Here is a 20,583-nt window from a genome sequence, read left to right as displayed (position 1 = left end):
TACGAAACACGCGCAAGCGAAATCGTACACTTTGGACGATAATTTTCAGGCATTTTGTACGATGATGGATTCTCGGCACAGATTGCAGCAGGCGCGCGCCCAGGCCGGCTATGCCTCGCCCAGTGATGCGGCGCGGGCCTTGCGCGACATCAACAAGAACACGCTGATCAGCCACGAGAACGGCAACCGGCCGCTGTCGCGCAAGGCGGCGGAGAAGTACGGCCGGCTGTTCGGCGTCGACCCCGGCTGGCTCTTGTTCAACGGGGATGGCGCAGAGGCGGCGCCGGTCAATTTCGCCCCCTCGCCCGTCACCATAGATGTGCCGATCGTGTCGTGGATCAGCGCCGGCGAGCTCGGCAGCCAGGACAGCGTCGTCAATCTCTCCGACTATCCGACCATCCCCACCGCCGACCTCGAGGAAGGCGAGTGGATCGCGCTGCGCGTCGATGGGCCGTCGATGAACAAGATCTCGCCGCCGGATTCGATCATCTTCGTCAACCTGCGCGACAAGCGGCTGGTGACCAATGGCTGCTACGTGATTTCAGACGAGACGGGACGCGCCACCTACAAGCGCTGGCGCCCGAACGACAATCCGCCCTTCCAGCCGGCATCCTACCTCGACATTCCGCCGCCGGAGCTGGAGGGGGCGATCACGATCATCGGACGGGTGAAGCGGTCGATGATCGATATGTGAGGGCTGGGCGGCGGCATGTCGCCTCAAGAGCAGTGCGGCAGGGCTATGGTTGAGGCAAAGAACAAAAAGAGAACTTTTCGTCTTGTGCTTGTCCTCGAAATACTCTTATATCACGGATGCGTGAGGTTGGGTCCATAGGGGAGGGGGTAATGAACAAGTCGGTCAGGGAAAACCTGATATTCATTATGGTGGCGCATGCCTGCTTCCTGGCGCAGCCGGCCATCGTGCATGCCGAGGATACGGACTATCATCCGCAAAATTTTATCCAGCCTCTGAGCGCCGCCAGAGGCACAATCACTCCGGCTGGCGGCGCCGCCTTCTACCTGAAGCCGGAGGACCGCTGCAACCTGGTGGTGAAGGAGTTCGGCTGGGACCGCGACCAGTGCGGTACGATCGACCAGTTGATCTTCGGCTTCACGCCGGAGATCGATAATCTCACCGTCGAAAAGCCCGTGTCGGACGGCTATGTCAGCCTAGCGGACTGGGACAGCGCCGACCGCAACGAAGAAATTAGTTCCCTGGAGGAGAGCTTCAAAGAGTCGGTCAAAGCGCAGTCGCAACGGCTTGGACAGGACATCCGCTTCGACGGCTGGCTCCTTTATCCGCAAATCGATAAGGGTAAGAATATCCTTTACTACGCCAACATCCTGAACTGGGCCGGCGACAGGACGATCAACATCTCGGTCTCGGTCTTCGACCGCCAGGGCTATGTCCCAATCAAGATCGTGCCGGTGAACGGCAACATCACGAGCGATGCCGTGCAAAAGATCGTCGAGGCGTCGGCCGACGCCTACAAGCCGAAGGCCGGCAGTTCCTATTTCGAATTCTCCAGCGGCGACAAGGTGGCCGGTTACGGCGCGCTGGGCGTCTTGGCGACGATGCTCGGGGTCAAATACGGCAAGGCCGCCGGCGTCGGGCTGATCGCGCTGGCGCTGCTGGTGCTGAAGAAGGGCGCCTTCCTCGTGCTGTTGCCGCTGGTGTGGCTGAGAAGGCTGTTCAGCCGCAAGAAGGCCGATAGTTGAAGTGAACTTGCGGGCCTCCTGAGACATTGAGTTCCTTCGTGCGCCCTCAGGGCGTGGCCCTACCCCGCAAACTCATTCGTGAAATAGGCCCCGAGATTCGGCCGCTCCTTTAGCACCTTGCCGTCGCCATCAAGCAATATTCCCGAGGCGAACAGATACCCGCCCATCGCCTCCATCTTGGCCTTGTCCATCGTGCCGATGGCGCCGTCCGCGCTTTTCAGGAAGTGCCCGTCGTTCAGCGCCTTCAGCGAGGCTTGCACCAGCGCCGGGTTGGTCAGCGTATCCTTGTTCGCGGCGATCAGCAGCTCGCCCGCCTGCTGCGCATGATCGACGGCGAATGCGTAGCCGCGCCGCGTCGCCTGGACGAAGGCCGCGGCCGCCCGTCGGTTGGCGGCGAGGAAGGCGTTGCTGGAGACGATCAACGTGGTGTGCTCGTCCGGCACGCCATAATCGGCATAGCGGAAGCTGCGCTGCTTGAGGCCTTTCAGTCCGGCCTCGACGCCTTCCCAGGTCGAGACTTCCAGCGTGAAATCGACCGCGCCATTGGCCAATGCCTCATAAGCCGAGGTACCCAGCGTCACAGTGGAAAACTCACCCTTGCCGCCGTCATGGCGGATGATGGTCGAGATCAGCGCGTTCTCCCAGGCGCTGCCGAAGCCGCCATAGGCCAGGCCGTCGAGATTTTTCGGAGTCTTGATGGCGGCGCGGTCGGCGTTGAAGACGACGCGGCCGGTCTCCGACTGGACGACGGCGTAGACGGCCTTCAAATCCGCGCCCGCGCTCTTTTGCGTGAACAGGCCGAGCGAGCCGGAAATGCCGAAATCGGCGACCTGGCTGGCCACCAGAGTGCCCGAGCCGGTGTCGGCATAGGGCAGGATTTCGACCTCGATGCCCGCATCGCGGTAAAAGCCCTTGTCGCGGGCGACGAACAGGCCGATGTGATTGGTGTTGACGGTCCAGTCAAGCGCGACGGTGATTTTTTGCGCGGCGGCCCGGGCACGTGCAGCAGTCCCGGCAAATGGCAGGCTGGCGGCCAGAAGCATCACTTGGCGGCGCGTGAAATCGGTCATCGGTTTTCTCCATCGGATGGTCGGGAAATCGGTTCGGCGGCGCCGAGCAAAATGTCGAGGATGCCGGCCTCGATCGCGGCCGCCTTGCGGGCAAACGCCGTGCTCTCGGTGCGCGGGCGCGGCAGCGGCACAGCCACCTCACGCACCACGCGCGCGGGCCGCGCCGACAGCACATAGATACGGTCGGACAGAAGCACCGCCTCGCGCACGTCATGGGTGATGAGCAGCGCCGTCCAGCGATGGTTTCGCCACATCGTCTCCAGCCAGCGCTGCATGGCCGCGCGGGTGAGCGCGTCGAGCGCGCCGAACGGCTCGTCGAGGAGCAGCATGTCGCGCTGCTGCACGACGGTGCGCAGCAATGCCGCGCGCTGGCGCATGCCGCCGGACAGCTCGGCCGGCCAGGCGCGCTCGAACCCGGCAAGGCCGAACTCGGCGAACAACGGGGCCACGCGCTCGCGCGCCGCGCGGCGCTTCATGCCCTGCACCTCGAGCCCCAGCGTCGCATTGTCGATGACGCGCCGCCACGGCATCAGCGCATCGCGCTGCGGCATGAAGGCGAAGCGGGCGCCATCGAGCGGCGCGCCGTCGAAGCGCATCTCGCCCTCGCCCCGGATCGCGCCGGTGAGTAACTGGAACAGTGTCGACTTGCCCGCGCCGGAGGGGCCGAGGATCGAGACGAACTCGCCCTCTTCGACATGCAGCGAAATGCCTGCCAGAACCTCGAGCGCGCCGAAGTTTTTACGCATGTTGCGGAGCTCGAGCCGGGTCATGGCCGGCCCTCTCGGGAAGGCTTGTCGCCATAGCGCCCCGCCCTTTCGCTCTTTGCATTTTCCCAGGGCACGGCGAGACGCTGGGCGAGCACGGCGAGGACGAACAGCGTGAGCGTGAGCGCCGAGCTGACCGCGACGGCGGCGAGCACCAGGTCGGGGCGGAAATTGTTCTTGGCGCTGAGCATATAGATGCCGAGCCCTTTGGCGGCGCCCGCATATTCGGCGAAGATGGCGCCGACCACGGCATAGGTGATGGAGATGCGCAGTCCGGCGAAGAAATAGGGCAGCGCCGACGGCAACCGAGCGAGCCAGAAGATGCGCCGGCGCCCTGCTCCCATGGCGGCGAGCATCTGGCTGATTTCTTTGGCCGTGGCGGCATAGCCCTGGACCAATGCCACCATCATCGGAAAGAAGGTGACCAGCGCCACGAGCAGGATCTTCGGCAACAGCCCGAAGCCGAACCAAAGCACCACCAGCGGCGCGATCGCCACCAGCGGCAAGGTCTGGCTGGCGATCAGGAGCGGGAACAGCGCGCGGCGCAAGGGGGCAAAGAAGTCAACCAGCGCCGAGAGGATGAAGGCGGCAACGAGCGAGCATGCAAAGCCCGCCAGCGTGGCGCGGATGGTGGGAAGCGTGTTGTCGGCCAGCGCCGCCCGGTTCTCCCAGGCTTTCGCCAGCACGCGCGAGGGTGCAGGGAGCACGGTAGGGGCGATGCCGCCAAGGCGGGCGTAGAGCTCCCAAGCGACGAGAAGGAGAGCGAATGCGAGGGCAGCGGGGAAGATCTTGGCGATGGCGGACGCTACAGCTGATCTACCCCCTTGAGGGGGAGATGGCCGGCAGGCCAGAGGGGGGCGCGAAGGAACGCCAGCTTTCGAAAGTTGTGCGAAAGCAATTGGCGAACGCCGCGCGCGCAACCAGTTGAGAGGCCGGCGGGACAGCACCCCCGTCTGCCCTGCCGGGCATCTCCCCCGCAAGGGGGGAGATTCGCCGTCACCTCTGCCTTCGCCAATCGCCGAAGGTTCCCCTCTCTCCTGCGAGATGGGACTGGGGGCATCTCCCCCACGCGATGGATCAAGCCAAACAGCCACGACATCTACCTCGATAGATCGAGCTTGCGCTCAAGCCGCGGTCGGGCTGTTCGCCGAAATGGTGACGTCGAGCGTCACGTGACCGGCGCCCGGCCCGAAGCGGCAGAAGGCTTCGTTCAGCGTGGCGAACACCGCGCCGGCGTCGCCGCGCAGCTTGGTGCAAAAATGCTTGGAGCGTTCGAAGACGCCCGACTGTTTCAGGAAATCGATGCAGCCATAGATCTCGTCCATGTGGTCGCCGGTGCCCATCACATAGAGCGAGAATTGCGCCGCCACCGGCTGGTTGGTCGAAAGCGTGGCCCCGACGGCGCGCAGCGCGGCGCGCTTGCGGTCGTCGAGCGGGATCGCCGAGTCGCCGATCTCCTCGGAGCGGCAGATCGGGTCATCCGGCTCGCCGGGGCAGCCGCGCGAGACGGCGGCCGACAGGACACAGTGCCTGCCGCTTCTGGCGGCCGCCACGAACAGGTCGCGCATGGCTGGGAACAGCACCTCGGGCGGTCCGACCAGCAGCGTCGAGATATCGTCGGTTTCGATCCTCAGCCTGTCGCGGTAAGGATCGAGCGCGCCAAGCGCGCCAAGGATCACGCCGACGAAATCGTCGGCCATGGGATAAAGGGAAATCTGTGCGCCGGAAAACATGGCCCGCCTCGCTCCGCTGGTATTATCCAGATCAGCTTTAGGGTCCGGAGGCTTGCCGCCACCATCTCAGCCCCGACCGTACGGAGCACCCCTGTGGATGGCGGGGTTAAAGCACTGTTTACGGTGCTGGGAAAGCGGTTTTTTGCGGTGTCAGTTGGGCCAGGCGCCCATCTCCCTATGGGAGATGCCGATGGTTGTAACCGTTTTATCTAACCTATTTTGTCGTTCAAATTGTACGAATCTCGCTTGATTGCTTTTCGTACGTAAAGTACGATACTTCCCTTCCTTTTGAGGGGATTTGCTTGAACACCGCGAACCATGCCGCTTTTGCCGACCTCTCCCATCCGTTGTTGTCGCCCTTGCCGCTCGCCGAGCGCGAACGCCTTGCCGGCGCCTGGCGCATGGCCAGCCAGGACATCGCCGACGACATCCGCTTCATCCGGCAATATCTGAAGGTGATCGCCGAAAAGGAGGAGCGGCTTTCGACCGGCACGCTGGTGCATGGCCGCGCCTATGTCGAGGCGTGCGCGGCCTGGCTGCCGGAGACGGCGGCGCGGTATTTGCGCAACCTCAGGCTGATCAGCGAATGCGAAAGCGCGATGATCGCCGCGGGGGTCAGGTGTGCCCGATCGAGCGATGCGTGGTGAGAGCGTTCTGACCTCTTCCGTTGAGAAGGGAAGGAACTCCAAGGCCGCCAGCGACGCGAACAATCATGTCGCTGCAACCCTCGGCTCTGGGCCTCGAAAAATGCATCGTTTCACACAATCGCCAATTGGTGGACGCGGGCGAGCGGCCGGGCGTTAATTCTGCGCAGGCGAAGGAGGGTAAAGCCGTATACCAGGGAGGAATTCGTTTTGATGGACCAACAAATCGACATCAGCATACAGCCTGACGATCAGCCCTACGAAGTCACTTCATTCGCCCGCAAGCATGGCCTGACGGTCCCGGTTGCCGACGCGGTCCTTTTCGCCAAGGGTCCGTCGCCGTCACGGGCAGCTTGCGACATGGCAGCGCTTGCCTTCCTCTGCGCGGTCGCGCGATACGCCGGAAAGCAAGGGACGCGGTAGCCTCCTCTTATAGCTTAATAGCAACCGCATGCCGCCGGCGTGGCTGCTGGCGGCAGCGATGCCGAGCGTGCCGGTCAGCCGGCCGCCATGGTCGAAGACTTCGCTCAGAAGTCGTGACGGTTCAGCGGGGAGCGTAGATGCGAAGCATGGTGCCATTATCGTAAGCGGCCGTCACGAGGACATCTAGCTTGAGCGCGTCCGTCAAACCGCTGAATAGCGGTTTGCCACCGCCATAGGCGATCGGCCGAGTCAGGATGACATACTCATCAATCAGCCCGGCCTTCGACAGCGCCTGAGCGAACTCTGCGCCGCCCCATGCAATGATTTCGCCGCCGGGTTGCTTTTTCAATTTAGCGATTTCCTCGTGCAGGTCACCTTTCGCTATGGAGGACTCTGGCCAAGTCGCTTCTTTCAGGGTTTTCGAAAACACGACCTTGGGGATGTCGTTCATCGGCGCGGCATAGGCATCCTCGGATTTTTGCCAGTACGGCCCCATTTCCTCGTAACTCACGCGGCCCATGATGTGTGTGCCAGCGCGACTGATGCGATCGAGTTTCCACCGCTTGAGCTCTGCCGGTTCAGGAAAACCGCCCGTCGACATTCCTACCGGCCCCACGACATATCCGTCGACCGACATGGTCATGATCAAGACGACTTTGCGCATGGTCGGTATAGCCTCCGGGCACAGTTCTCACACGGAGCGTCGCACCGTCACATGATCCGGTGGAAAGGGGTGCAGGCCTTGGCTGGCGGTCAGGCCTTGGTCTTCCTGGCGGGGGACTTTGCCTTGGCAGGGCCCTTGGCGGGCTTCTCCGCCTTGGCCGCTTTCGGCTTGTCGGCCTTGGCGGCGGCGGCCTTTTTCGGGCTCTTGGCTTTCGGCTTGCCGGCCGCATCGACTTCGGCCGTCGCCTGGTCCCAATGCTCCTTATGAGCGCCTTCGGGCCGGCCGGCCTGCTCCCAGATCTCGTGCGCGCGCTGGCGAATGCGTTCGTGCCTGTCGTCCGTCACTGTCGCCTCCTGATGTTGGGACGGTTCCCCGGCGCGAACATTAGCCGAATTTTCGCGTGTCGTCTTCGGTATCACGAACAAGCGACCCGACCTGGACGGCAATTTCGCTCAGTGTCCGTCGGTAACGACCGCGATACCCAGATGCGCTGCCTTTTTTGTAATCAATCCGGCTAAATCCGCGTCAGAGCGATCGGTCCCCGTGCGCTGGCGCAGCAGGGTAATCGCCTCGTGCATCGACAGCAGGCCAGTCCTATGCTCGGCCAAAAGCTTGTCGACTTGGCGTGCGATGTCAGGTGATTCGACGTGTGGATGATGCATGGCAACGACTCCTTCCGCGCTTCGTTGCCTCCCAAACCACTGCCCTATCTTAGGCCTTATGCCCGGATGCGAAAAGAGCCCGATCCTTGCCCAGTGCTTCGGAGATCGGGCTTCTTCCAGGGCTGGATCTACTCGATCACCTGAACAACGCGGCGCGTGCCGGGATCGATCAGCACCGTATGATCGTTGACGACCGCATAGCGGTATTGGACGTCCGGAACCTGCTGCAACTCGACGGTGTCAGGCACAGTCGAGCCGACGCCAAGCTCGAGGCCGAGCACATTGACCGAGGCGATCGGATGCTTGTGAACATATTCCTTGACCACGGTCTGCTGCTCGGGGGTGACGATCACCTCGTCCGCGGCCGCGATGCCGATGCCGGCCATCAGAGCCAGGCCGGCGACAGCTGGAATGAAGGTGGTTTTCATCGTTTCTCTCCTGTTGCGTTGGTGAGCTCCGCCCCTGCCTCCGCAGGGGCGGAAACACGAGCAGGTCGAACATGGGAGCTCCCGGGGCAAACGCCGCCGGCAGGGTGTTGTTCCGTCAGCGGCGACTAATTGATTTGGCGGAACCTTCGCATCGGCTCCGCATTGGAAGGCATTGAAACTGCCCAAGTCTTTGAAATCCAAAGGATGCCGCAGTCATGCAAGAAGGCTCCATCAGAAGCGACATCGAACTTCGCCCCCCCGTGGCCATTGCGGTGGGTGCCGGCTTCAAGCGCGAGATCGCCTCTCTTACCGCGATGCAGAACTTTCTCAAGGAATGGCCCCAGGCCATGCGGGGCGGCAGCTACGCCAACGCATTCCGCGCCTGTGAGGCGGCGCGGAGCGGAGAGATCGATCTCGACAAGGCGCGGCAGGCGTTCCTGGTCTTCGCGCGGAAGGCCGGGATCGAATGGACGGGCGCCGATCCCGTCGCGGTGCTGCGCGAAGCAAAGATCAGGCGAATCCGGGCACGCGAAAGCCGGGCACCAAACCGGCACGTGCCTGGCTAGGCCCAGCCTCGACGCGTTCGGACTCACGCCATGCGATCGGCGTTGTCCTGCAAGTTTTGGGATTTGGCCGGCCGATCCTGGGAGCAAGCCGGGCGCCTCCTGGCGTCCATCTTGCCTGCCGACCGCCGCCTTCCCGGCTGACGGTCGGGCTGAAACGATCCGGGATCTCGACTGGTAGCCGCTGTCAGTTCGGCACCGATTCGCCCAGCGTCTCGGCAACGAAGGACGCGGCGATCAGATCGTCGGCCTCGATGCGTAGGGAGCCCTCGCCGCCGCCCATGATCGCCGCGACCTTCTGGAAAGCCTTCATCTCATGCTCGGTGATCCGGGCATCTTGCATCCTGGCTTTGAGATGGGCAACACGCATCCCGAGCGAACGGGATGTTCCGATTTCTCGTTTCGACATGTTGGTCAAACTCCTCCTCGCCCCGCCCGTACTTGTTCGCCACCGCCCGAATCTTCACGTTACCATTGGTTTGTGTTGTCTATGAGACAACGTGAACCAGAGCCGCTAACTCAAGCGCAGCGGGAAGGTTCCGTTAGCATATGGTAACAAAATAATAATCGGTTAACGGCCCGCCGCCGTAATCGGGCGGCGGGCCAACCGATTTGGCGCGCTACCGATCAATCGAGGACTTTGACGATCTTGCGGGTACCGGGGTCGACGATCACCGTCCGGTTATCGACGACGACGTAACGGTATTTCACGTTGGGCACTTCGTGTAATTCGACCGTGTCGGGAAGCGTGCTGCCGATATTCAGCTCGACGCCCGGAATCTTAACCGAGGCCAGCGGCTGTTTATGCACGTATTCCTTGATGACGGTTTCCTGCTCCGGCGCGATCACGACATCCTGCGCGGCAGCCGCGCCAATGCCAGCAAGCAGCAGGAAGCCAGCGGCGGCGGAGGTGAGGTGCATTTTCATTGGTCGTCTCTCCTATGTGGACTTGAACGCCTTAATGCTGCGCCTGCGATTTTCCACAGCGGGTCGGCATTGTCGTAACGCCATTCGCCTACCCTTGTTCCTGCAAAAATTGAACCGGCGCCGTCAAAAACAACTGCCGCCGTGTTCCGCGAAACCATGGCCTCCGACAGCCGCAACAATTTCGGAACAATGCGTTTCGGGCGGGGTTAGCCAAGCGAAGGGACCGACTTTCCGAGGAGAAAATCCAATGAAACATCTGCTGATCACAAGCATGATCGCGCTCGGCGTCGGTTGCGGCGCCGCGATGGCGCAGACCGAGTCCGCGCAGCCGAGCGGCGGCGACAATAATTGCACGGCCGGCGCGGCCGATTGCCAAAAGGGCGGCAAGGCGGGCGGCCAGGCCCAGGGTGAGATGAAGCCTCAAACCCAGCAGAACGCCCAGGGCAAGGCCGGCGCAAACACCGAAGAGCAGGCTCAAGGCAAGACCAAGATGAAGACCGAAGAGCAGGCTCAGGGTCAGTCAGGCGCCAACACTGACCAGAACGCCCAGGACAACACACAGCTGAAGAAGAAGAAGCAGCAGGCGCAGGGCAAGACTGGCACCAGCACCGAGCAGAACGCCCAAGGCACCACCAAGATGCAGACTGAGCAGAACGCCCAGGGCAAGACCGGTACGACCACCCAGCAGAATGCCCAGGACAAGACGAAGACCCAGACCGATCAGCAGGCTCAGGGTAAGACTGGCACGACCACCGAGCAGAACGCTCAGGGCACCACCAAGATGCAGACTGAGCAGAACGCCCAGGGCAAGACCGGCACGACCACCCAGCAGAACGCCCAGGGCAACACCAACGTCGAGACCGACCAGAACAAGACGGCGTCGATCAATAACGTGACGGTGGAACAGAGGACGCAGATCACGCAGGTCATTCATGAGAGCCATGTCGAACCGGTTCGCGACGTCAGCTTCGACATCTCCGTCGGCGTCGAGGTGCCGCGCCACAAGGTGCGTCTGCACCGTCTGCCGGCCCGGATCGTCAAGATCGTTCCGGCTTATGAAAACTATGAGTATTTCGTCTTGGCCGATGGACGCATCGTCATCGTCGACCCGGACACCTACAAGATCGTAGTGATCCTGAGCTGATCCGGTCAGCATAGCGGACAAGGGCCCGCCCAGGTGGCGGGCCTTTCTGCGTGGAGAGGCATCTTGAACCCGGCAGGCAGTCGCCCGCATGCGCTGCGGTCCATTAGGCATGACTTGAATGTCGCCGGCTAGGGAACGATCCGGCGCAATTGCCAGTTGTCACAGCGGAAGTCCTGCGTCCGTGGTCCCTGTCGGGGCCGGACGAAAGGGCAATGGGGCCGCCGGCAAACCGTTCAAGCTTGCGGTCCACCCGGAAAAGGTGCATGGGTCAAAATGGGTAGAGATATGGGCGAGATCGCTGATGGCCGAATATGGTCGCGGCGCTCGGTTGGGCAAATGTATTTTCCGCAGTTTCTTGTGGGAATGGTTGGCACGCTTCTAGCGATCCTCGGCTGGACCTTCATGTCCACGGGATCTGTCTGGATGGCGATCGGTTGGACATTCCTGGCGGCCGTGGCTCTGCAGGCCGGCTATTTCGTGGCCGTGCTCTGGCTGGTGCACAGTGAGACCCGGGTAACCGACGAAGGCAAAGCGGACGTAAGCGCGGCACCCGCCAAGATGCCCGGACCGTTCGAGCGCGATGGCATCATCCACGCCCTCATCTTACGGCTGTTCCCGAAACTGCTTCCCTGATCGCTTTGCGTCGGTTCCGGCCGCGGACCGATCATCTATTCCTTCTCGACAGGCATCCACGCCGCAATAGCCCGGCACGTTGCTCTTCAATTCGACCGCAGAGGCCATGCTACACCTCGGCGCCAGGGCCTGAGGCGCCATCCGTTGCATCGGAGCCGATAGACCGCCACTAGCTTTGCATCGGCGATGGGCCGCCATCAACAAAATCGATGCGGCGCAACCAAACGCCGGCTGCAGCTCTCCTTGATCGGAGGCTGTAGCCGGCGCCCGCCTGAAATCCCTGCTCGGTTCGCCCAGCTAGCGCGCGGTGGCCGGTGAGGCCGAGCGCACCGTTTCCGTCGACGAGAAGACGACGAAGCCAAAGACCAGCACCGCGGCGGCGACGATCAGCGAGCCGATTGCCACGACCGGCTCGATCTCCGGGTGGCCTCCCGCCAGCATCCAGTAGAGCGCCGGCAGCATGATCACGATGCCGACCGTATAGAGGCCATAATGGATCATGGCGATGCGGCGCTCAGCCTTGGCCGGGTTGAGCGCATAGTAGCCGCCGAAAATGGCGCTGGTGACCCAGCCAAGAAGGTTGATGTGAGCATGCGCCGGAAAGGCACCGTGATCGCCCGAAATCGCCATCTGTAGTCCGGCGGCGACGCCCAGGATGAGAAAGACGATGGCCGTCTTGAAGAAGAGTTCCGATACCCGTGGCATTTGTTGTCCTCCCAATGCCTTTGTAAACCCGACTCTGCGCAGTCTACATCGTGCGAGCGATATTAGCCATGACGCACCTAAGTCGGTGCCGCCTTCGGGCGAAAGCCGCGAGGTTTAGTTTTGCAAAAAAATGGCTCGCCTCTTTCGAAGCGAGCCGAAAAGGGAGCCGGGCTTGAGGTCGGCTCCATCCAGGTTGCCACCTGAATTTCAAGCAGAGCTAACGTAACAAAGCCCGGAATTTATTCCACCGCAACGGGGCAAAGGTTTTTCCGACCCGAGGCCGCTAGCCTTTGCCGATCGGCTATCGGACACAAGACGCCGCCGGCCGGCATATTTCCCCGATCAGCCGGCCGGCGAAAGCATGCGCTTCAGCGTCCCGTCCCTCAGCCAGAACTGATGATAGAGCGCCGCCATGGCGTGGACGGCGATCAGCACGATGAATGCCGGCTTGGCAAGCGAATGAATGTCACCCCAGGGATCGCCCAGATAGAACGCAAGAAGCCCGATTGCCGGCGTCGCCAGCAACAGCACATAGAACAGTCCGTGCGATACATGCGCGGCGACCCGCATCCATCCCGACCCACGACCGGCGGGGGCCGGCGCGCCGGATGCCAACCTGAGGACCAGCCGAACAAGCACAAGCGCAAGAACGGACAGGCCGACCCAGTAATGAGCTGAGCCTAGCGCCTGGTCGGTGGCCGATACCGGCTGGCCGTCTTCGGCGGCGTCCACGACGACCGTCATGCTCTCACCAAAGAAGAGCTGAAATAAAACCAGCGCTGCAATCAGCCATGCAGCGCGATCTGAAAAATTGAATATCCATGTCTGGTTTCCATCGCGTCCGTTCCCCTGAATACAAGGCGTCCCACGCCTTAACGTTGTTGAATAGTCGCGAGGACGATGGCCGAATTTGGCTCGAAAGCTCCCGCAATTGTGGCCACAATCTTACATTTTCGTATGGCGGGCATTCGCGCCGGCCTTGGCGGTTCGAGACCAGGACCGGCACCTTGCAAGCGCGCAGCATTTGGGCAATGCTTGGGCTTGGGGGAGTGGTTTCCGTCATTTCGGAAGCGCGATTACATGTTCATCGACTACTACGAAGTTCTGGAAATAAGCCCGAACGCCAATTCCGAGACCATCGAGCGGATCTTCCGCTACTTTGCCATGCGCTATCACCCCGACAATCGGGAAACCGGCAATGAATCGCGCTTCAGCGAGATCGTTGAAGCCAACAATACACTCCGCGACCCCGTCAAACGGGCTCAATACGATATCCTTTACCGCGAGCATCTGGGTCTTCGGCATGAACTCACGGAGGAAGCGCGCGACGGCGGCGGCATGGAGCGGGATTCCGTCATCCAGGCCAATCTGCTGTCGCTTCTCTATGTGAGGCGCCGGCGGGACGTCAACAATCCGGGCATCGGCGACGACGAACTCGAGCGCCTGTCCGGTTGCCCCCGCGAGCACCTGGAGTTCCACCTGTGGTACCTCAAGGCGAAGGGCTTCATCGGCAGGACCGAGAACGGCACGTTCGCGATCACCGTGGAAGGCATAGATCACGCTGGGGTCAAGCAGGGCCGGGATCGCCCTGACGTCACCCGCCTGCTCGATCACGCCGAATGAGCCGGTTTGCGTCGCCCTGACCGTCAAAGGTCCGCCTGCTGGCCTGAACCAGCGGCGGGCACGACGAAGGAACAGCTACATCCCGCAGGAATCGACCGTCCTCTCCTCACCGCTTGTGTGGCGCACTCCGTTCCTGGCCGGTGCAAGATCAAAAGGGATTGCCTGCCCGTCATGCCGACGATAAACATGTCGCAACACGATATATTATCCTGCGGCGCGCAGTAGAACGTCCGCAAGCCGGCGTCTCGGTTTCGACCGCCGGCCACCCCGGAAAACAGGTGGCAACCTGGTGCGGGATCAGCACCCGGCAATGGGGCTCCCGCTTTGGCTCGTCTCGACTGAGGCGAGCCATTTTTCTGCCGGAGACGGCACGCCCGTCGCCCTGTCAACAAAAAACCGCCGGGCGAGGCCCGGCGGCTTTCGCTCGCCCTCCGGTCGGTTCGTCCGGCCTTATGGGGTTGTTGTGGTTGTCGCCGTGGCCGCGGCTTGCGCGTCGATCTTGCCCGCCAAAGTATCCTTGGCCCAGGCGGTGACGTCGGCGTCGACCGGCTTGTTGGCCATGTCGGCAAGGGCAGCGTCCAGGGACGCATCGGTGGGAGGCGGCGCGTTGTCAACCACGGCCTGCGCATCGGCGATCGCCTGGGCATCAGTGGTGCTGATCGTGGCGTTCTGGGCATCAATCTGTCCCTGAACGTCGGCGATCTGCGCATCGAGAGCCGCCTGCTGTTCGGGCGTGAAGCCGTTTGTGTCGGTCGCGTTGAGGTCGGCGAGTTGCTGAGTGAGGTCGGCGAGCTTGCTCTGGTCGGCGGCCAGTTGGGCGTTTGCCGCGTCGAGGTTGGCCTGGGCGTTCTTGGCTGCCGCGGCCTGCGTCACGTAAGCCTGGACGCCGGCGAACTTCTTGCTCTTGGAATTCATATAGGCGTTGATGTTGCGCTGCAGCGAGTTCAACCGGCCGAGCTTGGCGTGAATGTTCTTGTCCTTGGGCGTGGCGGCCGTGGTCGTGTCGTCGGTCGAGCTGTCGTCCGACGTGGCGTCAGTGCCCTTGTTGTGGCCGCTAGCCGAAGCTGACTTGCCATGCGAGGCGCCGCTGTTGCCTTTGCCGTTGCCACCGGCATTGCCGCCACCGTTTCCGCTACCGCCGCCGTTTCCGTTGCCGCCGCCATGGCTGCCGCCATTGCCGTGGCCGCCGCCGTTACCGCCGGCGCCGGCAAGCGCGGGGGCGGCCGCGAGCGCAAGAATGGCCAGGGATGCCAGGAGTGTCTTTCGCAATGTCATTGTGCTTCTCCGCAGATGAATCGTTACTATCGCCCAACCGCTAGGCAGCGTCTTATGAGAATTTCCTAACGGCGTCGGATAAACTTTAAGCAATCGCGGTCGCGAAATGAGAGCGTGGCAACCGCCGCCCGGCAATTCTCGCGAAAAACGCAAATAACCTGTTGAAATTTAACGGAAAGACAAAGGGCTGAGCGCCCCTGGGCCGTTTGGAACAATGAGTGCCCTTGTCCCGCCAGACTATGGTCCCAATAGGTAATGCAGGAGCGCATCCCCGCAATCGGGAATAAATGTGCAACTCGGAACCCAGCCGCAAGGTGATGGTTAAACAAGCGAAGGGACATTGCCTAAAGGATAGTTATCATGAACCGAATTCTTCTCACAGCTGCCTTCGTTGCTTTGTCATGTGGGCTGGCCACGGCGCAGTCGGGCACGTCGTCGACTTCGTCGTCCACCACAACGACGATGCCCAGCAGCCAGAGCACAGACACGACCACGACTAACTCGACCAACTCGAATTCAGCGAAGGACTGCGCGCCTGGGCAGCAGACCGGCAGTGCCAAGCAGGCGGCGCCTGGCCAACAGGACACGAGCGCCAAATCCAACGCTCCCGGCCAGATGAAAACTACAACGGAAGGCTGTTAGCCACCAAGTGCAAGCGGGCCTGGCTTTTGCCGGCCATCAAGCGGAAGGATTTGGATCTTCCGTGCCATCAGTCTCGGTCGGCATGTCGGTTGCCGTCTCCGGCTCCTGACCTTCGCCTGAACCGGTCGGAGAAAGCACGGTCAGGTCCATCCGGGCGATCCGGGACGCGGATTTTCCTTGCGCATTCGGCTCGCCGGGGTCCGTCTCAAAAACCGAGGCTTTCGCGAGGTGGCCGACGCTTTCGGCGCGCTTGCCCGGGAAAGTTTCCGACGCCCGGGGCCTGCTTGCTTGATGCACGGCGCCTGCGCCGTGCTGGCTTCCAACAAGAGAGGTCATGGCTGCGCTCCTGATATTGGATGACAGCAAACCTCTAGCATTCCGGGCTGGCGCCAGCCTTGCGAGTTTAGAGATTGCTAAGACACGCATCGACGCTGCGTGTCGGCAGCAGCGTGCCTTGCAATTCCGGACGGAGGGCTACGGCGACGCCGCCGGGCCCAACCACCTACGGTCTTCCTGGAATTGGTTCTAACCGCCGGCCAGCGGCACGGTCACCGAGGTGGTATAGCTGATCGGGAAATCGCTGAAACAAGGGGAAACTGATGACGAAGGCGTAGCTGACGCTGACATGCGCCATGCGAAAGCCGCCGCTCGGCGGATCGGTGGTGATGGTGACGTTCACATTCCTGCAGGCCATACGCCTTTAACTTCTGCGTGGCGACGGACTGCGTCAGAGCGTTGTTGAGTTGACGACCAGCGGCACGGCCACCGAGGTGGTGTAGCTGATCGGGTAATTGCTGAAATAGGGAAAGCTGATGACAAAGGCATAGCTGGCATTGACATGTGCCATGCGGAACCCGCCGCTCGCCGGATCGGTGGTGATGGTGACGTTCACATTCTGCAGGCCAAGCGCCTGCAGCTTCTGGGTGGCGACGGCCTGGATGTCGGCCTGCGTCAGCGCGTTGTTTAGCTGCAGCGAGCGCGCCGAGGCTTCGAGCGCGTAGCGCACGCTGGATACGGTGTTCATCGACCAGCCGAAGGCGAAGATGCCGAACAGGAGCATGATGAGAAAAGGCGCGACCAGCGCGAATTCGAGACCGGCGCCGCCCGCCTCATTAGCCGCAAATGGCGAAAGCCGGAATCTTCGTTTAGCGCACACGGACCACCTGCACATGGCCCATCGAAGTATTGTCTGGGTATGGGCCGAAGGTGAAGGGCGGGATCCAGGTGCCGGATGCCTGAATCTGGACGTAGACGGACGGCGCTTTCGGTCCACTGCATAAGGTCGACGCATCGACCACGGTGGTCCCACACTTGTAGATGCGACTAATCGTAACCTGCGCGTCGGAAGGCTTGTTCTCCCAGCTCGCCAGCGCGACAGTCTGGGTCGCGCTGTCGTCAGCGGAGCCAGCCATCACGAGGTTGGCCGCCGTTTTCACACCGGCGCGCATCGACAGCGAACCGGTGACATAGGACCAGCCGTCCATGATACCGAGCAAGGCCGCGCACAAGACAGGCAAGACAAACGCGAGTTCCACCGCGGCGATGCCCGCTTCATCGCGAATGGCCGGCATCAATCGACGAGCGGCGGATTTCACTCGACCACCGCAACCGCCTGAGCGGCCGGGATGTCCTTCATCCCGAGGCTCGAGCAGTCCTGGTTGATGGTCGAGTTGCCCGACCACTGGATGGTGTCGGCGACGACCTGGGTGCAGCCGTTCACGCCCGAGAAATTGCCGAGATAGTTGACCTGCTGCCTGGGGAAGTAGATCGCCCCGGTCAAAAGCGAGTTCGCGGTGCCGTTGAAAGTGCTTTGCGCCGCCGTCCCCGTCCTGTCGCCGTAGAACAGCACGCCCGAATAGGTGCCCGTGGTCGGCGCGGCCAGCGTCACGGTGGCGTTGCCGTTCATACTGACAGTGTTGCTGCCGGCCATGAAGATCGTAACGTCGCTGCCCTGGACGACGGCGCCCGCGTTGATCTTCATGTCGCCCTGGACGACGTAGACACCGGGGGAAAGCGTGATATTGCCGTTGAGGCTCATGCCGCTGCAGTAGGTCCCGGGCTGAATCGTTTGCGTCGTCTTGTTGCCGTTGATCTTCTGGCAGGAGCCACTAGCCGCGGGAGCCGGCAAGCTGGCGAACGGGTCGGCCGCCGGCAGCGCCTGGGTGATCGGGGCCTTGCAGACCATCGGCACCGGATTGCTCAGCACGACGCCTCCCCCCGAGATCAAGCAATCAGCCTGAAGACCCGCCGATCCCTGCACCTTGATGGCGTCGTTGGCGATCGAATTCGCCATGATGACGCAGCCGGTCAGCTTGACGCTGGTGCTGCCTGAGAAAAGTGCTGCCTGGGAGGCCGACGGATTGAGCGCTTCGATGCAAGCTTTGGAGGCGTCGGTGATCAGCGCCACCGCCCTCGCCCGCTCCGGCACCTTTGTCTGGGTGAAGATGGACGTGAAGATCCGGTCGAGATCCTGGTTGAGGATGACCTCGACCGCCTTCTTGGCCGTGTTCGGTCCCGACGCCGGCGGGGTGTTGACGACGATGGTGCCCGCGCCAAGGCCATTCGAGGCGGCCGACGACGCGGCGGCGGCGGTGATGGCATCCGTGTTGGATCCGGCGATCTTTTCCAACGCGCCGGCATAGGCGGCCGCGTCGGCGATCGCCTGCAGCTTCAGGCTCGAATAGTACCAGTAGGAGGTCTCGACGCCGAGCCCGGCGCCGCCGACGACGACCGGCAGGGTGAGCGCGAAAATGGTGGCGACATTGCCGCTCTTGCCTTCGCAAAAGCGTCGAGAGCCGCGTCGAGAAAAAAGATTTCTGATGAACCGACCTGAAAAGGCCATGGCCGAGCGCACCCAAGCTATCCCAGCCGTTACGTCATCATTGCCGTATGAACGAATGCCTAATTATTTCGCTCGATTTTTGCCGGTGGGACCCTAGCGCTCCGCTGCCCCCGCCTTGCGCCGCGCACACTAAGACTTAAGGCCTATAAAGGCTCGGACTTAAGGCTTAAGCGTCGGTAAAACCATGCATTTTAGCTCTCTCTGCATTTTATCTATTTTGGAAATCGACCGTAGAGACGGCGCGCATATCACTCTCGGACATACGACGAGGGCGAGCTCCATGTTGGGACGTTTTTTGGCATCGAGGCGCGGCAACTTTGCGATCGCAGCCGCGGTCGCCATGGTGCCGCTTATGCTTGGCGTGGCGGCATCCATCGACCTGATAGGCACGAGCGACGACGCCGCGCAGTTGCAGAACTCGCTGGACGCTGCCGGCTTGGCGATCGGCACGAAATACCTGCCAGGCATGTCGGCAAGCGACGTGCAGCAACTCGGCCAGACCTTCTTCGCCGCCAATATGAGCGCAGCCGACGCGCAGGAACTATCGGGCAGCCTCGCCGCCTTCCAGGCCAGCGCGAGCGGCGATCCGGGCGCCTATTTCATTTCGCTGTCGTCGAGTATCAGCCGGCCGGCCTTCGTCGCCGGCATGCCGGCCTGGCAGGCGACGCGCACCGCCTCGGTCAAGCTCAAACCCGGCGCGCAAGCCTGCGTGCTCGCGCTCAATCAGCACGCCGACGGCGCGGTCAACCTGCAGGGCTCGACCAATGTGGCGATGAACGGCTGCGTGATCGCGGCCAATTCAGACGCGCCCGACGCCGTCAATCGCGGCGGCTCGGCGATCGTCAGCGCCGGCTGCGTCTCGACGGTCGGCGGCACGCAAGGGCTGACGCCGCCAAACGCCACGCTTTCCTGCGGCGCGCCGCATGAGAACCAGTATGCTTCGTTCGATCCGCTGGCCGACGTCGTTCCTCCCGCCTACACGCTCTGCCTGCCGGTGCCCAATGGCAAAACGGTGACGCTCTCGCCGGGCACCTATTGCGACAAGACCTTGTCGGGAAAGATCACCCTCAATCCCGGCACCTACATCATGCGCAACGTCACCATAAAGCCGGGCGGCAACGGCAGCCTGAGCGGCCAGGGCGTGACGATCTTCCTGATGGAGAACTCACAACTCTATATCAACGCCAACGAGCAGGTGAACCTGTCGCCGCCCACCAGCGGCGCCTACGCCGGAATCACCATCTACCAGGGTCACGGCAACACACAGGCGCTGACGCTGAACGGCGGATCGGGCTCCGTGGTCAGCGGCTTCATCTACGCCCCGGACGCCGTCATCACCTATGCCGGAAATTCGGATATGAACGCCCAGGGCAGTTGCCTGCGGCTGGTCGGCGATACCATCTCGATGACGGGGAACTCGGCCGTGAAATCGGATTGCACGGCCGAACTCGGAGGCCGGACGGCGTATGCGGGCCGGATGATCACCCTGACGAAATGAGCGCCAACCTCCTCCGCCAGGATCGCGCCTAGTCGACAATATCCGCGCCCGCTCGCTCGTCGAAGAGCACGGCGCAGCCGCGCTTGAGCGCGACCTGCGTCAAGGCGTTGGCCGCGTCCTCATCCGACGAGACGAAATCGCCGGTCAGGACGCGCAACTCCTCGACGGCCCTCGACATCGGCACGATACGGCCGGCCGAACGGTCGCTCACGCAGGCGTCGATGACGCACAGAAGATCGATGAGTTCGAAATTGTCCATGGCGGCCTCCGCCAGCGCCATCCCTTCGCTCCGTCAACGGCCCGGGGCGCGGACTGGTTCCCGCGCCCGGCTTCATCCGCGCGGCCTGGCGGGCGCGAGCTTGAGATCGAAGCGGGCCGGCAGGCATGGCTCGAGGCAGGCTCGGCGCAGCGATCCGGTCGCAATCGTATCGACCGGGAGAAGGATCACCATATGGGCCTGGCGCTCGGGCCAGAGCGGCCTGCCGAAGACGAAGAAGACGCCGCCGACCAGGCCGGCCAGAAGCAGTGCGGCAAACAGATTGGCGATCATCTTACCGGGTTGCACGGCCCGCAACTCCAGGAGCGGTTTCAGGGAAAGGCGTGCCCGCCATATCGCAGGAATAGCGG

Annotated in this window: 29 protein-coding genes and 1 riboswitch; of the genes, 9 read left to right on the top strand and 20 right to left on the bottom strand. The window is 62.4% G+C overall.

Annotation, left to right across the window (positions count from 1 at the left end; all coding sequences use genetic code 11):
- Positions 1-61 precede the first annotated feature (61 nt).
- A complete protein-coding gene (locus CK219_RS19125) occupies positions 62-694 on the top strand; it encodes a S24 family peptidase (RefSeq protein ID WP_095768299.1) in 633 nt (210 codons plus the stop codon).
- Positions 695-843: 149 nt separating this feature from the next.
- Entirely contained in the window at positions 844-1,716 is an 873-nt protein-coding gene (locus CK219_RS19120) for a DUF2167 domain-containing protein (protein WP_176477074.1), read from the top strand.
- 59 nt (positions 1,717-1,775) lie between these two features.
- Here CK219_RS19120 and CK219_RS19115 read toward each other — a convergent pair whose 3' ends face one another.
- From CK219_RS19115 to CK219_RS19100, 4 genes are all read right to left on the bottom strand, one after another.
- The gene (locus CK219_RS19115) at positions 1,776-2,786 is read right to left on the bottom strand and encodes an ABC transporter substrate-binding protein (protein WP_095768297.1); all 1,011 of its coding nucleotides are present in this window, start codon (positions 2,784-2,786) and stop codon (positions 1,776-1,778) included.
- Entirely contained in the window at positions 2,783-3,556 is a 774-nt protein-coding gene (locus CK219_RS19110; protein WP_095768296.1) for an ABC transporter ATP-binding protein, read from the bottom strand. Before CK219_RS19110 ends, CK219_RS19115 begins: the two co-directional genes overlap by 4 nt.
- A complete protein-coding gene (locus CK219_RS19105; protein ID WP_176477085.1) occupies positions 3,553-4,347 on the bottom strand; it encodes an ABC transporter permease in 795 nt (264 codons plus the stop codon). The genes CK219_RS19110 and CK219_RS19105 overlap by 4 nt, the downstream gene beginning before the upstream one ends.
- Positions 4,348-4,674: 327 nt before the next feature.
- Positions 4,675-5,283: a YkoF family thiamine/hydroxymethylpyrimidine-binding protein gene (locus CK219_RS19100; RefSeq protein ID WP_095768295.1), complete on the bottom strand. Its 609-nt coding sequence runs from the start codon at positions 5,281-5,283 to the stop codon at positions 4,675-4,677.
- Positions 5,274-5,386: riboswitch (TPP riboswitch) on the bottom strand. (Overlaps the previous gene by 10 nt.)
- 199 nt (positions 5,387-5,585) lie before the next feature.
- On the opposite strand from CK219_RS19100, the gene CK219_RS19095 reads away from it, so the two are divergent.
- Both CK219_RS19095 and CK219_RS19090 read left to right on the top strand, forming a co-directional pair.
- A complete protein-coding gene (locus CK219_RS19095) occupies positions 5,586-5,930 on the top strand; it encodes a hypothetical protein (RefSeq protein WP_095768294.1) in 345 nt (114 codons plus the stop codon).
- Between the two features lie 210 nt (positions 5,931-6,140).
- Positions 6,141-6,350 (top strand): hypothetical protein, encoded by a 210-nt coding sequence (locus tag CK219_RS19090; protein WP_095768293.1) that lies wholly within the window; start codon positions 6,141-6,143, stop codon positions 6,348-6,350.
- A 121-nt stretch (positions 6,351-6,471) separates the two neighbouring features.
- Here the strand turns inward: CK219_RS19090 and CK219_RS19085 are convergent, their stop codons facing one another.
- From CK219_RS19085 to CK219_RS19070, 4 genes are all read right to left on the bottom strand, one after another.
- The gene (locus CK219_RS19085; RefSeq protein WP_095768292.1) at positions 6,472-7,014 is read right to left on the bottom strand and encodes a dihydrofolate reductase family protein; all 543 of its coding nucleotides are present in this window, start codon (positions 7,012-7,014) and stop codon (positions 6,472-6,474) included.
- A gap of 89 nt (positions 7,015-7,103) precedes the next feature.
- Positions 7,104-7,358, bottom strand: a complete 255-nt coding sequence (locus CK219_RS19080) for a DUF2934 domain-containing protein (protein WP_095768477.1) — start codon at positions 7,356-7,358, stop codon at positions 7,104-7,106.
- A gap of 108 nt (positions 7,359-7,466) precedes the next feature.
- Positions 7,467-7,676: a hypothetical protein gene (locus CK219_RS19075; RefSeq protein ID WP_095768291.1), complete on the bottom strand. Its 210-nt coding sequence runs from the start codon at positions 7,674-7,676 to the stop codon at positions 7,467-7,469.
- Positions 7,677-7,804: 128 nt separating this feature from the next.
- A complete protein-coding gene (locus CK219_RS19070) occupies positions 7,805-8,104 on the bottom strand; it encodes a DUF1236 domain-containing protein (RefSeq protein WP_095768290.1) in 300 nt (99 codons plus the stop codon).
- A gap of 215 nt (positions 8,105-8,319) precedes the next feature.
- Here CK219_RS19070 and CK219_RS19065 point away from each other — a divergent pair, with 215 nt between their 5' ends.
- Positions 8,320-8,670: a DUF982 domain-containing protein gene (locus tag CK219_RS19065; RefSeq protein WP_095768289.1), complete on the top strand. Its 351-nt coding sequence runs from the start codon at positions 8,320-8,322 to the stop codon at positions 8,668-8,670.
- Positions 8,671-8,854: 184 nt separating this feature from the next.
- Here CK219_RS19065 and CK219_RS19060 read toward each other — a convergent pair whose 3' ends face one another.
- Both CK219_RS19060 and CK219_RS19055 read right to left on the bottom strand, forming a co-directional pair.
- Positions 8,855-9,076, bottom strand: a complete 222-nt coding sequence (locus tag CK219_RS19060; protein WP_095768288.1) for a hypothetical protein — start codon at positions 9,074-9,076, stop codon at positions 8,855-8,857.
- A 218-nt stretch (positions 9,077-9,294) separates the two neighbouring features.
- Positions 9,295-9,594 (bottom strand): DUF1236 domain-containing protein, encoded by a 300-nt coding sequence (locus CK219_RS19055; RefSeq protein WP_095768287.1) that lies wholly within the window; start codon positions 9,592-9,594, stop codon positions 9,295-9,297.
- A gap of 271 nt (positions 9,595-9,865) precedes the next feature.
- Between CK219_RS19055 and CK219_RS19050 the strand changes: the two genes are divergently transcribed.
- Together CK219_RS19050 and CK219_RS19045 are read left to right on the top strand one after the other, a co-directional pair.
- Positions 9,866-10,738 carry a DUF1236 domain-containing protein gene (locus CK219_RS19050; protein WP_348628341.1) on the top strand — a complete coding sequence of 291 codons (873 nt, stop codon included), beginning with the start codon at positions 9,866-9,868 and terminating at the stop codon, positions 10,736-10,738.
- A gap of 285 nt (positions 10,739-11,023) precedes the next feature.
- On the top strand, positions 11,024-11,371 hold the full coding sequence (locus CK219_RS19045) for an exopolysaccharide production repressor protein (RefSeq protein ID WP_224639865.1): 348 nt from the start codon (positions 11,024-11,026) through the stop codon (positions 11,369-11,371).
- A 297-nt stretch (positions 11,372-11,668) separates the two neighbouring features.
- Here CK219_RS19045 and CK219_RS19040 read toward each other — a convergent pair whose 3' ends face one another.
- Together CK219_RS19040 and CK219_RS19035 are read right to left on the bottom strand one after the other, a co-directional pair.
- Positions 11,669-12,076, bottom strand: coding sequence for a hypothetical protein (locus tag CK219_RS19040; protein WP_095768285.1), 408 nt, complete (start codon positions 12,074-12,076; stop codon positions 11,669-11,671).
- Between the two features lie 342 nt (positions 12,077-12,418).
- A complete protein-coding gene (locus CK219_RS19035; protein ID WP_245340530.1) occupies positions 12,419-12,820 on the bottom strand; it encodes a cytochrome b/b6 domain-containing protein in 402 nt (133 codons plus the stop codon).
- 336 nt (positions 12,821-13,156) lie between these two features.
- On the opposite strand from CK219_RS19035, the gene CK219_RS19030 reads away from it, so the two are divergent.
- Complete coding sequence (locus CK219_RS19030; RefSeq protein WP_095768284.1) at positions 13,157-13,699, top strand: J domain-containing protein; 543 nt, start codon at positions 13,157-13,159, stop codon at positions 13,697-13,699.
- Positions 13,700-14,149: 450 nt separating this feature from the next.
- Here the strand turns inward: CK219_RS19030 and CK219_RS31730 are convergent, their stop codons facing one another.
- From CK219_RS31730 to CK219_RS18985, 6 genes are all read right to left on the bottom strand, one after another.
- Entirely contained in the window at positions 14,150-14,974 is an 825-nt protein-coding gene (locus CK219_RS31730) for a hypothetical protein (RefSeq protein ID WP_176477073.1), read from the bottom strand.
- Positions 14,975-15,318: 344 nt separating this feature from the next.
- The gene (locus CK219_RS31725) at positions 15,319-15,534 is read right to left on the bottom strand and encodes a hypothetical protein (protein ID WP_176477072.1); all 216 of its coding nucleotides are present in this window, start codon (positions 15,532-15,534) and stop codon (positions 15,319-15,321) included.
- Between the two features lie 118 nt (positions 15,535-15,652).
- Positions 15,653-15,952: a hypothetical protein gene (locus tag CK219_RS19010; RefSeq protein WP_176477071.1), complete on the bottom strand. Its 300-nt coding sequence runs from the start codon at positions 15,950-15,952 to the stop codon at positions 15,653-15,655.
- Between the two features lie 391 nt (positions 15,953-16,343).
- Positions 16,344-16,772, bottom strand: a complete 429-nt coding sequence (locus CK219_RS18995) for a TadE/TadG family type IV pilus assembly protein (protein WP_245340528.1) — start codon at positions 16,770-16,772, stop codon at positions 16,344-16,346.
- Positions 16,762-17,211 (bottom strand): TadE/TadG family type IV pilus assembly protein, encoded by a 450-nt coding sequence (locus CK219_RS18990; protein ID WP_245340527.1) that lies wholly within the window; start codon positions 17,209-17,211, stop codon positions 16,762-16,764. Before CK219_RS18990 ends, CK219_RS18995 begins: the two co-directional genes overlap by 11 nt.
- A complete protein-coding gene (locus CK219_RS18985; protein WP_095768277.1) occupies positions 17,208-18,458 on the bottom strand; it encodes a pilus assembly protein TadG-related protein in 1,251 nt (416 codons plus the stop codon). The genes CK219_RS18990 and CK219_RS18985 overlap by 4 nt, the downstream gene beginning before the upstream one ends.
- 280 nt (positions 18,459-18,738) lie before the next feature.
- Between CK219_RS18985 and CK219_RS18980 the strand changes: the two genes are divergently transcribed.
- Positions 18,739-19,956 (top strand): pilus assembly protein TadG-related protein, encoded by a 1,218-nt coding sequence (locus CK219_RS18980; RefSeq protein ID WP_095768276.1) that lies wholly within the window; start codon positions 18,739-18,741, stop codon positions 19,954-19,956.
- 28 nt (positions 19,957-19,984) lie between these two features.
- Here CK219_RS18980 and CK219_RS18975 read toward each other — a convergent pair whose 3' ends face one another.
- Together CK219_RS18975 and CK219_RS18970 are read right to left on the bottom strand one after the other, a co-directional pair.
- Positions 19,985-20,236 (bottom strand): hypothetical protein, encoded by a 252-nt coding sequence (locus tag CK219_RS18975; protein ID WP_348628340.1) that lies wholly within the window; start codon positions 20,234-20,236, stop codon positions 19,985-19,987.
- Between the two features lie 51 nt (positions 20,237-20,287).
- Positions 20,288-20,521: a polymerase gene (locus CK219_RS18970; RefSeq protein ID WP_095768474.1), complete on the bottom strand. Its 234-nt coding sequence runs from the start codon at positions 20,519-20,521 to the stop codon at positions 20,288-20,290.
- Positions 20,522-20,583 lie beyond the last annotated feature (62 nt).

Source organism: Mesorhizobium sp. WSM4313 (genome assembly GCF_002294725.1).
Lineage (GTDB): Bacteria > Pseudomonadota > Alphaproteobacteria > Rhizobiales > Rhizobiaceae > Mesorhizobium.
The sequence above is the reverse complement of the archived record's forward strand: the minus strand, read 5'-3'. Positions and strand labels throughout refer to the sequence as shown.

Bases quoted from the DNA above. Each gene is read 5' to 3' on its own strand.
- CK219_RS19125 (WP_095768299.1), top strand. From the start codon at position 62: ATGATGGATTCTCGGCACAGATTGCAGCAGGCGCGCGCCCAGGCCGGC.
- CK219_RS19120 (WP_176477074.1), top strand. From the start codon at position 844: ATGAACAAGTCGGTCAGGGAAAACCTGATATTCATTATGGTGGCGCAT.
- CK219_RS19115 (WP_095768297.1), bottom strand. From the start codon at position 2,786: ATGACCGATTTCACGCGCCGCCAAGTGATGCTTCTGGCCGCCAGCCTG.
- CK219_RS19110 (WP_095768296.1), bottom strand. From the start codon at position 3,556: ATGACCCGGCTCGAGCTCCGCAACATGCGTAAAAACTTCGGCGCGCTC.
- CK219_RS19100 (WP_095768295.1), bottom strand. From the start codon at position 5,283: ATGTTTTCCGGCGCACAGATTTCCCTTTATCCCATGGCCGACGATTTC.
- CK219_RS19090 (WP_095768293.1), top strand. From the start codon at position 6,141: ATGGACCAACAAATCGACATCAGCATACAGCCTGACGATCAGCCCTAC.
- CK219_RS19085 (WP_095768292.1), bottom strand. From the start codon at position 7,014: ATGCGCAAAGTCGTCTTGATCATGACCATGTCGGTCGACGGATATGTC.
- CK219_RS19075 (WP_095768291.1), bottom strand. From the start codon at position 7,676: ATGCATCATCCACACGTCGAATCACCTGACATCGCACGCCAAGTCGAC.
- CK219_RS19070 (WP_095768290.1), bottom strand. From the start codon at position 8,104: ATGAAAACCACCTTCATTCCAGCTGTCGCCGGCCTGGCTCTGATGGCC.
- CK219_RS19065 (WP_095768289.1), top strand. From the start codon at position 8,320: ATGCAAGAAGGCTCCATCAGAAGCGACATCGAACTTCGCCCCCCCGTG.
- CK219_RS19060 (WP_095768288.1), bottom strand. From the start codon at position 9,076: ATGTCGAAACGAGAAATCGGAACATCCCGTTCGCTCGGGATGCGTGTT.
- CK219_RS19055 (WP_095768287.1), bottom strand. From the start codon at position 9,594: ATGAAAATGCACCTCACCTCCGCCGCCGCTGGCTTCCTGCTGCTTGCT.
- CK219_RS19050 (WP_348628341.1), top strand. From the start codon at position 9,866: ATGATCGCGCTCGGCGTCGGTTGCGGCGCCGCGATGGCGCAGACCGAG.
- CK219_RS19045 (WP_224639865.1), top strand. From the start codon at position 11,024: ATGGGCGAGATCGCTGATGGCCGAATATGGTCGCGGCGCTCGGTTGGG.
- CK219_RS19040 (WP_095768285.1), bottom strand. From the start codon at position 12,076: ATGCCACGGGTATCGGAACTCTTCTTCAAGACGGCCATCGTCTTTCTC.
- CK219_RS19035 (WP_245340530.1), bottom strand. From the start codon at position 12,820: ATGACGGTCGTCGTGGACGCCGCCGAAGACGGCCAGCCGGTATCGGCC.
- CK219_RS19030 (WP_095768284.1), top strand. From the start codon at position 13,157: ATGTTCATCGACTACTACGAAGTTCTGGAAATAAGCCCGAACGCCAAT.
- CK219_RS31730 (WP_176477073.1), bottom strand. From the start codon at position 14,974: ATGACATTGCGAAAGACACTCCTGGCATCCCTGGCCATTCTTGCGCTC.
- CK219_RS19010 (WP_176477071.1), bottom strand. From the start codon at position 15,952: ATGACCTCTCTTGTTGGAAGCCAGCACGGCGCAGGCGCCGTGCATCAA.
- CK219_RS18985 (WP_095768277.1), bottom strand. From the start codon at position 18,458: ATGGCCTTTTCAGGTCGGTTCATCAGAAATCTTTTTTCTCGACGCGGC.
- CK219_RS18980 (WP_095768276.1), top strand. From the start codon at position 18,739: ATGTTGGGACGTTTTTTGGCATCGAGGCGCGGCAACTTTGCGATCGCA.
- CK219_RS18975 (WP_348628340.1), bottom strand. From the start codon at position 20,236: ATGGCGCTGGCGGAGGCCGCCATGGACAATTTCGAACTCATCGATCTT.